This window comes from Marinobacter lipolyticus SM19 (assembly GCF_000397065.2).
Classification (GTDB): domain Bacteria; phylum Pseudomonadota; class Gammaproteobacteria; order Pseudomonadales; family Oleiphilaceae; genus Marinobacter; species Marinobacter lipolyticus.
The window spans coordinates 134,053-145,268 of the sequence record NZ_KE007325.1; the positions used below are offsets into that span (position 1 = coordinate 134,053).

11 protein-coding genes are annotated in these 11,216 nt (G+C 59.3%); 8 read left to right on the forward strand and 3 right to left on the reverse strand.

From position 1 onward, the window contains the following. Positions 1–31 precede the first annotated feature (31 nt). A complete protein-coding gene (locus MARLIPOL_RS10170; RefSeq protein WP_012137995.1) occupies positions 32–904 on the forward strand; it encodes an alpha/beta fold hydrolase in 873 nt (290 codons plus the stop codon). A 4-nt stretch (positions 905–908) separates the two neighbouring features. Here MARLIPOL_RS10170 and MARLIPOL_RS10175 read toward each other — a convergent pair whose 3' ends face one another. Next, complete coding sequence (locus MARLIPOL_RS10175; protein ID WP_012137996.1) at positions 909–1,730, reverse strand: hypothetical protein; 822 nt, start codon at positions 1,728–1,730, stop codon at positions 909–911. Next, a complete protein-coding gene (locus MARLIPOL_RS10180) occupies positions 1,720–2,340 on the reverse strand; it encodes a TetR/AcrR family transcriptional regulator (protein ID WP_012137997.1) in 621 nt (206 codons plus the stop codon). The genes MARLIPOL_RS10175 and MARLIPOL_RS10180 overlap by 11 nt, the downstream gene beginning before the upstream one ends. A gap of 190 nt (positions 2,341–2,530) precedes the next feature. Between MARLIPOL_RS10180 and MARLIPOL_RS10185 the strand changes: the two genes are divergently transcribed. The 7 genes from MARLIPOL_RS10185 to MARLIPOL_RS10215 all read left to right on the forward strand — a co-directional run bounded on the left by MARLIPOL_RS10185 (position 2,531) and on the right by MARLIPOL_RS10215 (position 10,487). Next, positions 2,531–4,627: a 3-hydroxyacyl-CoA dehydrogenase NAD-binding domain-containing protein gene (locus tag MARLIPOL_RS10185; RefSeq protein ID WP_012137998.1), complete on the forward strand. Its 2,097-nt coding sequence runs from the start codon at positions 2,531–2,533 to the stop codon at positions 4,625–4,627. Between the two features lie 73 nt (positions 4,628–4,700). Then, positions 4,701–5,882 (forward strand): acetyl-CoA C-acyltransferase, encoded by a 1,182-nt coding sequence (locus MARLIPOL_RS10190; RefSeq protein ID WP_012137999.1) that lies wholly within the window; start codon positions 4,701–4,703, stop codon positions 5,880–5,882. Between the two features lie 181 nt (positions 5,883–6,063). After that, a complete protein-coding gene (locus tag MARLIPOL_RS10195) occupies positions 6,064–7,251 on the forward strand; it encodes an acyl-CoA dehydrogenase family protein (protein ID WP_012138000.1) in 1,188 nt (395 codons plus the stop codon). 10 nt (positions 7,252–7,261) lie between these two features. Then, positions 7,262–8,410 (forward strand): acyl-CoA dehydrogenase family protein, encoded by a 1,149-nt coding sequence (locus MARLIPOL_RS10200; protein WP_012138001.1) that lies wholly within the window; start codon positions 7,262–7,264, stop codon positions 8,408–8,410. 18 nt (positions 8,411–8,428) lie between these two features. Beyond that, a complete protein-coding gene (locus tag MARLIPOL_RS10205) occupies positions 8,429–9,202 on the forward strand; it encodes an SDR family oxidoreductase (RefSeq protein WP_012138002.1) in 774 nt (257 codons plus the stop codon). 279 nt (positions 9,203–9,481) lie between these two features. Next, positions 9,482–10,081 (forward strand): nucleotidyltransferase domain-containing protein, encoded by a 600-nt coding sequence (locus tag MARLIPOL_RS10210; protein ID WP_012138003.1) that lies wholly within the window; start codon positions 9,482–9,484, stop codon positions 10,079–10,081. Next, complete coding sequence (locus MARLIPOL_RS10215) at positions 10,062–10,487, forward strand: hypothetical protein (protein WP_012138004.1); 426 nt, start codon at positions 10,062–10,064, stop codon at positions 10,485–10,487. The genes MARLIPOL_RS10210 and MARLIPOL_RS10215 overlap by 20 nt, the downstream gene beginning before the upstream one ends. A 383-nt stretch (positions 10,488–10,870) precedes the next feature. On the opposite strand, the gene MARLIPOL_RS10220 is transcribed toward MARLIPOL_RS10215, so the two are convergent. Next, complete coding sequence (locus tag MARLIPOL_RS10220) at positions 10,871–11,098, reverse strand: hypothetical protein (protein WP_186008486.1); 228 nt, start codon at positions 11,096–11,098, stop codon at positions 10,871–10,873. Between the last annotated feature and the right edge of the window lie 118 nt (positions 11,099–11,216).

The following is an 11,216-nucleotide window of genomic DNA, read 5'->3' on the forward strand; positions in this document are numbered from 1 at the left end:
CCAGTACCGATAACAGACACGGAGTCCCGCAATGCAACTGTCCGACGCGAAACAGCAACAGACACCCCGCGGCCGATTCGCTTGGCGGGAAGGCGGCAACCCCGAAGGCCAGCCGCTGGTGATGATCCACGGCTGGCCGGAAAGCTCCTACTGCTGGGAGCACGTGGCCGCGCATCTGAAACCGGGCTTTCGCATCATTGCTCCGGACCTGCGGGGGTTGGGCGACAGTGAACGGTCGCCGGAAGTCGAGCATTATCGCAAGCAGGAAATGGCGCAGGATGTGATCAGCCTGCTGGACAGCCTGGGCATCGGAAACTTTCAGCTTGTGGGCCATGACTGGGGTGGCATTGTTGCCCAGGAAGTGGCCCTGGCCATCCCCGATCGGGTACGGCGGATGGTGATCATGAATATTGCCATCATCAACAACCTGAGGGGCAATCAGGAAGTCATTGAGAAAGTCCGTTCCGGCAGTGGCGCCGCTTACTGGTACCAGCACTTCATGCAAACACCGGGGCTGCCGGAGGCGATGATACCCGGCGCCGAGGAAACCTGGCTGGGGCATTTCCTGCGCACCTGGAACGGGGAACCCTTTCCACGGGACGCGTTCGACGAATACCTGCGCACCTTCCGGATTCCGGGCACCTCCGGCACCAGTTCCAATTACTACCGGACCTTTCGCGATGACGCCAAACGCTGGGCCACCACGGCAGGCCATCGCTGGCCGATGCCATCCATGTATGTCTATGGCAACAAGGACAAGGTGATCATCCCGGAATACCTCAATCACATTGAGACATGCTTTGAGTCTCTGCGGGTGGAGCAGGTGGAGGCGGGGCACTTCCTGCAGGAGGAACAGCCGGCCGCGGTGGCAGGCTACCTTAACGATTTCCTGCAAGCCGACTGAAACTCTAGCGGGACGGGCTGACAAACACCCAGTTGGTGCCCACGTTGTCGCACACAATGATGTCGCGGTTGATCACCATGCACAGGGAAAGATCACCCGGCAGCTCATCGTGATAACGGGTATCTACCGCGAGGTTTTTCTTGTCCTGTTTGAGCAGGGAAAAGGTTTGCTCCATACGCCGGGCAAAATCGACACCACCGTCTTCCATGGTGTGGAAGGCGTTGTGGAAAGCAGTGAAACTCATGGTGCTGGCGCCAAGGCCGATGTCCACCATTTTGGGGATATAGCGATCGTAGGCATCTGACAGATAACGCCGCACTGCCTCCTCGTCATTCCGGTCGCCTTCGAACGGGCCAAGCCCGAGGCGGTTGTCCGGCGCCAGAACACCGTCGGTCAGTTTGCTGTTGTGCTGGTTTGTCACCAGATCGAAACGGCGTTGCGGGCAGGAAATACGCTGGCCCTGAAGTTGGCACTCAGACAAAGAACCCCGGAGTTGCGACGCTTCTTCCGGCTCTGAACCGGCGGTTTCAGGACCAGCCTGCGAAGGTGGTGGCTCTGGCGCTGCCGCGGCACCGACCTCTGGCACCTCCAGCCCCAGACGCCCGGCGGGGCGTCGCAACAGCAACGCCTGAATCTGTGGATCGTTGCGCTTGAAATCCGTTGGCGAGGGCAAGCCGGCACCGCCTCCTTCGCGGACAACCTGGCAGTAAAGCCGCTCCAGTTCCGTTTCCGCCCCGTCCATGCAAGCACTGTCGGCTGCCGGGGCGACCTGAACAAAGCCAATGCAGGCGCCAAGCATCAGCAGGGTCAGCCATCTAGTCATCATCACGCTGCCCCAGCGCCAGGCGTGCCATCAGATCTTCCACCCGGCGGATGGTCTCGGCGTCACCCTTCTTGCCCGTCAGCACCACCTGGGATCCGATGGTGGCCACATACATCAGCAGCGCCAGATCCCGTATGCGCTGGGGATCACTGCTCAGACGCTGGTACAGCTCACAGTTCTGATTGATCCGGGCTTCGTCCACCTCGGTCACCAGCTCCGCCGCATAATCATTCCGCCGGGCGAAATCCCGCACTGCCAGCTCCACCTGCAGGCGGCGAATGTTACGGGAGGCATCGGTGAGCAGAAGCTCCAGAATCTGCCGCAGTTCGGTTTCCACGTCGCCGCCCTGGGGCCGCCAGTATTGAAGTTCGTGGAGCCGCCGATCCCGCCAGCGGTCGAGAAAGCTGACCACCAGATCCTCATGGTCCTTGAAGTGCCAATAGAAACTGCCCCGCGTGACACCGAGTTTTTTCGACAGCGTCAGCACCCGCAAATGACTGAAACCGCCCGCGGCCACTTCGCCAGCGGCGGCATCCAGCCAGTCGTCGCGGGTCAATTGCGCTTTTTCCGGCGTCTTGCGGCTAGTGCTTCGGGGCTGTCGGGTGTCAGTCATTCGGTAGTCAGATCCTGCTGCTGGCGATGTCGGGAGCATTCTACATTAACGGAGGCCACAAATTTGAAACCGTTGACCCCACCAAAAACATACATTAGTGTATGGAACAACAATACACCAGTGTATGGAGATTTCAACGCGCGTCTTCATACCAACGATCAACCCGATTCCAGTATCAGGGAGCTGCCCAATGAGTACCGCCCATTACGATCTCAACGGCGCCATTGCCGTTATCCGACTCGACAACCCGCCCGTCAACGGCCTGGGCCTGGCCCTGCGCCAGGGCATTGTGAACGGCATCCGCCAGGCAGAAGCCGATGATGCGGTGAAGGCCGTTGTACTGATCGGCTCCGACCGCGCGTTCTCCGGCGGCGCCGACATCAGCGAGTTCGGCACCTCCAAAGCCACCGCCGAACCCAACCTGAACACCGTAATCAACTATGTGGAAAGCAGCCGCAAGCCAGTCATTGCCGCCATCAGCGGGGCCTGCATGGGTGGCGGTCTGGAACTCGCCCTGGGTTGCCATTACCGCATCGCCAAACCCGATGCCCAGATTGCCCTGCCAGAAGTGAAACTGGGCCTGCTGCCGGGCGCCGGCGGCACCCAGCGTCTGCCCCGGGTGATCGGCGCCGAACACGCCCTGAACATGATTGTGTCCGGCAGCGCCGTGCCCGCGAAACAGTTCAAGGGCAGCGCACTTTTTGATGAGCTGGTGGACGGTGAGTTGCAGGATGCCGCCATTGCCTACGCCACCAAGGTCGCCAATGAAAACCTGCCACTGAAGAAAGTGCGGGACCTGAAGGCCAAGCACCCCAATCCGGAAGGCTTCTTCATGTTCACCCGCAACACCGTAGGTGCCATGGCGAAGAACTACCCGGCCCCGCTGAAGTGCGTGGACGCGGTAAAGGCCGCTGTAACCATGCCTTTTGACAAGGGTATGGAGGTCGAACGCGAAGCCTTTGTGAACCTGATGCAGACCCCGGAATCCCGCGCCCTGCGCCACGCGTTTTTCTCCGAGCGGCTGACCAGCAAGATTGCCGATGTGCCCTCCGATACTCCGGTGCGTGACATCAAGTCCGTTGGCGTGATCGGCGGTGGCACCATGGGTACCGGTATCAGCATTAACTTCCTCAACGCCGGCATCCCGGTAACACTGGTAGAGATGAAGCAGGAAGGTCTGGACCGCGGCGTGGCAGCCATCCAGAAAGTCTACGAAGGCCGGGTCAAGAAAGGCCGCATGAGCGAGGACGACGCCAGGGCCAAGATCGCCCTGCTCACCCCGTCCCTGACCTATGACGACCTGAGCGACGTCGACCTGGTCATTGAAGCCGTCTTTGAAGAAATGGGCGTGAAGCAGTCCGTGTTCGAGAAGCTGGACGAAGTTTGCAAACAGGGCGCTATCCTGGCCTCCAACACCTCCACCCTCGATCTGAACAAGATCGCCAGCTTCACCAAGCGCCCGGAAGACGTCATCGGCCTGCACTTCTTCAGCCCCGCCAACATCATGAAGCTGCTGGAAGTGGTGCGCGGCGACAAGACCGCCAAGGATGTACTGGCCACCGCCATGAAACTGGCCAAGGCGATCAGGAAGACCGCCGTGGTGTCCGGCGTGTGCGACGGCTTTATCGGCAACCGCATGATCAACCAGTACCAGCGCGAAGCTCTGCTGATGCTGGAAGAAGGCGCCAGCGTTCAGCAGATCGACAAGGCCATCGAGAAGTTCGGCTTTGCCATGGGCCCGCTGCGCATGGCCGACCTGGCCGGCGGCGACATCGGCTGGGCCATCCGCAAACGTCAGTACCAAGAAAACCCGGACATGGTGAAGATGGTCGTCGCTGACCGCCTGTGCGAAATGGGCCGATACGGCCAGAAGACTGGCGCCGGCTTCTACCGCTACGAGCCGGGCAACCGCAACGCCCTGCACGATCCGGAAGTGGACAAGGTGGTGGACGAGGTTCGCGCTGAACTGGGCATCACCCCACGCAAGATCAGCAACCAGGAAATCGTCGAGCGCTGTGTCTACGCCCTGGTCAACGAAGGCGCCCAGATTCTGGACGAAGGCATCGCCCAGCGCGCCTCCGACATCGACATGGTGTACCTGACCGGTTACGGCTTCCCGGTATTCCGCGGCGGCCCCATGCATTACGCCGAGGAAGTCGGACTGCCGAACGTGGTGCGCGCCATGCAGGCCTTTACCGAAGACCGCCACACCCAGCCAGGCTTCTGGAAGCCGGCGGCGCTGCTGGCCAAGCGCGCTGAAGAAGGCAAGGGTTTCGACGCTAAATAACCGGTCCACGAATTGATCCGGGGCTGCCTATCCCTTATCGAAGGACCGCAGCCCCGACCTGAGGAGAATTGTTATGTCCAATGATGTTGTCATCGTATCCACCGCCCGCACGCCCCTGGCCAAATCCTGGCGCGGCGGCCTGAACATGACCCACGGCGCTACTTTGGCGGGCCACGCCATCCAGCACGCAGTCGAGCGCTCGAAAGTCGACCCCAACGAAATCGAAGACGTGCTGATGGGCTGCGCGCTGCCGGAAGGTTCCACCGGTAACGACGTCGCCCGCATGGGCGCCATCCGTGCCGGCCTGCCGGTGTCCGTGGCCGGCGCCACCATCAACCGCTTCTGCTCGTCCGGCCTGCAGGCCATCGCCATGGCGGCCCACCACATTGCCGTGGACCGGGTGCCGGTGATGGTCGCCGGTGGTGTTGAATCCATCTCCACCGTGCAAGCCAACGTCAACCAGAACTACTTCATGGAGCCCTGGCTGGCGAAGAAAAAGCCGGAACTCTACTGGTCCATGCTGGACACTGCCGAGACCGTCGCCAAGCGTTACGACATCAAGAAAGAAGACATGGACGAATACGGCGTCCGCAGTCAGACCCTGGCGGCTCAGGCCCGCGAAGACGGCAAGTTCGACGACGAAATCGTGCCCATCACCACCACCATGGGCGTGGCCGACAAGGCCACCGGCCAGCTCAGCAGCCAGGAAGTCACCGTCAGCCAGGACGAAGGCATCCGCCCGGGCACCAACCTGGAAGGCGTCAGCAAGATCCGCTCTGCAATGGAAGGTGGCGTGGTCACCGCCGGCAACGCCAGCCAGTTCTCCGATGGGGCATCTGCCTGCGTTCTGATGGACAGCAAAGTCGCCGAACAGCGCGGCGCTACCCCGCTGGGTATCTTCCGTGGTTTCGCCGTGGCCGGTTGCGAGCCCGACGAAATGGGCATCGGCCCGGTCTTCGCCGTTCCCAAGCTGCTCAAGCGCGCCGGCCTGACCGTCGACGATATCGGCCTGTGGGAACTCAACGAAGCCTTCGCCGTTCAGGTGCTCTATTGCCAGCGCAAACTCGGCATTCCCATGGATCGCCTGAACGTCAACGGCGGCGCCATCGCCGTCGGCCACCCCTACGGCACCACCGGTTCACGCCTGGTCGGCCACGCCCTCATCGAAGGCAAGCGCCGTGGTGTTAAATACGTGGTCGTTACCATGTGCGTCGGTACTGGTATGGGTGCTGCTGGCTTGTTCGAAGTAGCCTAAGGCTTTGGTTGCCTGAGGCTTTGGGGGAAGCGCCTGTTGGGTCGGATGTGCCGAAGGAGCGTGTTTTGAAAGGGGATACCCATTCGGCGCCACCCCCGTGTTTATAAGCCCGGCATTAAAACCCAACAGGCAACTCAGAAGTCAAAACCGTCAACCTCAGCCACCAGACAAGAGGTGCAACATGGATTTGAATTACACCCCCGAACAAGAGGCGTTCCGCGCTGAAGTTCGCCAGTTTCTAGACGAAAACCTACCGGATGACATCCGCGAACGGGTGCAGAAAAGGCTTCGCCCGGACAAGGCGATGACCGAGCGCTGGCAGAAGATTCTGTTTGATAAGGGCTGGGGTGCCTCCACCTGGTCGAAAGAATTTGGTGGGACCGGATGGGATCCGATTCAGCAGATCATCTTCGAAGAAGAATGCGCCCTTGCCGGTGCGCCCCGCCAGCTGGATTTCGGGCTGCGTATGGTTGCACCCGTGATCATGACCTTTGGCAATGACGAGCAGAAACAACGCTTCCTGCCAGGGATTGTCAGTGGTGAGGACTGGTGGTGTCAGGGCTATTCCGAGCCCGGTGCTGGGTCCGACCTGGCTTCACTGCGTACCAGTGCCAAACGCGAAGGGGAACACTACATCGTCAACGGCCAGAAAACCTGGACCACCCTGGGCCAGCATGCGGACTGGATCTTCTGTCTGGTGCGGACCAGCACCGAAGGCAAAACGCAGCAGGGCATTTCATTCCTGCTGATCGATATGAACACCCCGGGCATCGAGGTACGGCCCATCATCATGCTGGACGGCGAGCATGAGATTAACGAAGTCTACTTCGACAACGTGAAGGTACCGGCCGAGAACCTGATCGGCGAGGAAAACCAGGGCTGGACCTACGCCAAGTTCCTGCTGGGCCATGAGCGTACCGGTCTGGCCAATGTGGGCCAGTGGAAAGCAGCGATGAAACGCCTCAAGGAAGTGGCGCGGGAAGAGCAGGACGGGCAACGTCCGCTAATTGAGAACACCCGATTCCGCGACCGGCTGGCGCAGCTGGATGCTGAACTGCGCGCTCTCGAGCTGACGGTTTTGCGGGTGCTCACCGACAAGCGTGGGCCCGGCCCCCAGGCGTCGATCCTGAAGATTCGCGGTACCGAAATCGGTCAGCAGCTGTTCGAGATGTTGATGGAAGCGGGAGGCCAGGACGCCATTGCCTATATTCCGGAAGCACTGGAATTGGACTATAACGGCCCCAGGGTCGGCTCTGCCGATGCGACACCCGCCGCCGGCGATTACTTCAACATGCGCAAGCTGTCGATCTTCGGCGGGTCCAACGAGATCCAGCGCAATATCATTGCCCAACTCGTGCTCGGTCTATAAGGAGGCGTTTATGAATTTTGATCTGACCGAAGAACAGCAAATGCTGAACGATTCCCTGCGCCGCTTCGTGACCAACGAGTACTGCTTTGAAAAGCGTGGGGAGATGATCAGCTCCGGAGCGGGTATCGACAAGGCCACCTGGGAGAACTTCGCCGAGATGGGCCTGCTCGGGTTCACCTTCCCCGAAGACTATGACGGCCTGGGTGGCAACGCCATCGACACCCTGGTGGTGATGGAAAACTTTGGCCGCGGCTTGGTCGTGGAACCCTATCTGGCCACCGTAGTGCTGGCCGGCGGGCTGATCCGGGATGCCGGTAACGAAGCCCAGAAAGCCGATATCCTGCCGGGCATCACCAGTGGTGAGCGGCTGCTGGCCCTGGCCCACAACGAGCCGGGCGCCCGCTACAACCTCAGCTACGTGCAGACCACTGCCCGCAAGGACGGCGTCGATTTCCTGATCAGCGGCCAGAAAACCGCCGTACTCCATGGCGGTCAAGCGAATCAGTTAATCGTCTCCGCGCGCACCAGCGGTAACGTGAACGATGAATCCGGTTTGTCCCTGTTTCTGGTGGATCGCAACGCCAAAGGCGTCACCGTTGACGACTTTGCCACCCACGATGGCCACCGCACCGCCGAGATCAGTTTCAATAATGTGTCGGTCAGCGCCGACAATCTGATTGGTAGCATGGATAAGGCCTTCCCGACCATTGAAAAAGCCGTGGATCTGGGCATTGCCGCGCTGTGTGCCGAAGCCGTCGGCGCCATGGAAGCCATGAATGCCGCTACACTGGAATACATCAAGACCCGCAAACAGTTCGGCACACCCATCGGCAAGTTCCAGGTGTTGCAGCACCGTATGGCGGACATGTTCATCCAGACCGAACAGGCCAAAACCATGGCGATCCTGGCTGCAAGCGAAGCGGATTCCGATGACCGAGCCAGCCGCCGGGAAGCCATCTCGATGGCCAAAACCCTGGTCGGCCAGGCCGCGCGTTACGTGGGCCAGCAAGGGGTGCAACTGCATGGCGGTATGGGCGTGACCGACGAGATGTTCGCCGCCCACCTGTTCAAACGCCTGACCCTGATCAACCTGCTGTTCGGCGATGCCGATCATCATCTGGCGCAAGTAAGCGACGGCCTGCTGGCCAGGACCGCCTGAACCATCTAGGAGATAACCATGAGTGTAAAACAACTACTGGACCTGACCGGCAAGGTCGCCTTTATCACAGGCGGCTCCCGCGGTCTGGGCCTGCAAATGGCCGAAGCGCTGGGGGAACTGGGAGCAAAAGTCGCCATCAGCGCCCGCAAGCAGCATGAGCTGGACGATGCCAAGGCGCATCTCGAAACTCAGGGCGTTGAGGTGGTGACTATTGCGGCGGATCTGTCTGACCTGGAAGGCATTCCCGCCGTGGTGGATCAGGTGGTCAGCCAACTCGGCGATATCGATATCCTGGTCAACAACGCCGGTGCCACCTGGGGCGCGCCTGCGGAAAACTACCCGGCGGAAGGCTGGATGAAGGTGATGAACCTGAACGTCAACGCCGCCTTCTTCCTCACCCAGACCGTGGGCAAGCGCTGCATGATTCCCCGCAACACCGGCAAGGTGATCAACATCGCCTCCATCGCGGGCCTGTCCGGCAATCCGGAAGGCATGAAGACCATCGCCTACAACACCAGCAAGGGCGCCATGGTGAACTTCACCCGCGCGCTGGCGTCCGAGTGGGGCCATTACAACATCAACGTGAATGCCCTGTGCCCGGGCTTCTTCCCGTCGAAAATGTCCCAGGGCCTGCTGGATGCCCAGGGTGAAAAAATGCTGGAGCGCATTCCGCTGAAGCGCTTTGGTGGCGAGGAAGACCTGAAAGGCGCCGCCGTACTTCTGGCCTCCGAGGCCGGGCGGCATATTACCGGGCAATGTCTGGCCGTGGATGGCGGCACGCTGGTCAGTTAAGCGTGTTCCAATAATTGGTCACAGGCACTGACTGACCTGTTCCGAGTCCAGGTTGTCGCCGGTAATAACCAGAACCGCGGCCCTGTCCGGAGCAGGTCTATTCCTGGCCAGTACGCTGAAGGCTCTCGCACTTCAGCCCAAGCGACGGGCTAAGAAGATACATTGGCCAACCGGAATCGGCAGTACAAACACACACCTTGCATATACCCAAAATGGGTATAAAATTACCCAATTTAGGCATTAATCAGAAAGAACTCGATAATCACCGGTGAACCCTCAATGTCTTCAAACTCCAGCCTTGCGGATGCTTTGTTTTCAGGCACCCGGCAAAAAGTGCTTGGCCTGCTGTTCATGCAGCCTGATCAGGACTTTTCACTAGCCGAATTGATCGAACGGGCAAGGGCCGGCTCCGGGGCAGTTCAGCGGGAAGTAGGTCGATTCGTGGACAGCGGGTTGGTCACTGTCGAAGTCAAGGGGCGTCAGAAACGCTATAGAGCCAATCCGGACGCGCCGATCTTTCCGGAATTGTGCTCTCTGGTTGCAAAAACCCTTGGGCCGGCTCAAGTAGTCAAGAATGCCCTGGGCGCCATGGACAGTGAAATTGACTTGGCGCTGGTCTATGGTTCAGTTGCCAAGAATACCGATCGGGCGGACAGTGACATCGACCTCATGCTGGTTTCTGACACATTAACCCTCGAAGATGTGTTTACCGCACTGGAGCCGGTGGAGCAGGAGCTGTCGCGGCCCGTGAACCCCACGCTCTACACCAGGCACGAATTTGAAAAGCGTCGGAACAACGACAATCCGTTTATAAGAAAGGTACTGAATGGACCGTACCTGCTATTGAAGGGAATCATTGATGAACAAGGAAGCACTTGAGAATCTGGTCGACATTCGCAAACTTCATCACGAAGCGGCTGATACCCGCGAGGTTACTGACCTTATCCAATCCGGCAGTATCCGACTGCAAGACGCACAGCTGGAATCACTCAGCCTGGAAAGCCGCTTTGATCTGACTTATAACGCCGCTCATGCGTTGTCACTCGCAGCACTGCGCCATCTCGGATATCGCTCGGACAACCGATACCTCGTTTTTCAATGTCTGCAGCACACACTGGACCTTCCCTCCGCGAAATGGCGCATTCTTGATCAGGCCCATCGCAAACGAAATCTGGCTGAATACGAGGGTTTCATTGACGTGGATGAAAGCCTGGTTGCAAGCCTTATCCGGGTTTGTGAGGAAGTAAGGGTGACTGTCACAGAGCTAACGGGGAGTGGCGGCTAGCCGGATCATACCCAATATGGGCATTACTCTGCCCATATTGGGTAGCATGTCGATCAGGTAGCTTACAACGCTGGAGCGACCTCGCCTACTTCGACGGCCTCCGGCTCACGCACATACTGCCCGGCATAACAGGCGGTCAGGCCTGGCTTCTCCACTTCGATGAGCTTGTTGCGGGCATCGTAGTGGTAGCGGGTGACTTGGCCGTGCTATGTCTCTGTCAGGGTGTTGCCGTTGGCGTCGTCATAACGCCTGCAGCATGCGCGCCCATGGAATGGAGCCGAAGGCGCAATGTAATGGGCATCGCCGTGCCTGCAATGGTTAAATTGATCAGAGACGACCACGTCGCACGCTTGGCCATGCTCCTCTCCTTTAGATATTCCTCGCTAACCGATTACCGACTGCACCAGTGGGATACAGACAGCGACAAAGTTGACCACCGTGAGTAAGAGGATAGCAATCGTCATATTTCGTACCTGGCGAGTCATTGCCTGCATCTGCTGTTCCATTGCCTTGGCCTCACGTCTGGCGATTTCCTCACGATAGAATCCGAGACCCTTCGCGGTCGTCCGAGATAATCGATCGTAGGTCTTTTTGAGCTCTTCAAGGCTCATCGCTTCTAATTCTTCGTAGGCAGACATAGGTTCCTTAGAATTTAACTGTAGGTGGTGTGCACCCCGTTGATGAAGCTGTAGGTGCGGTTGCCCACCTTGTCGAACTGGTATTCGGCGC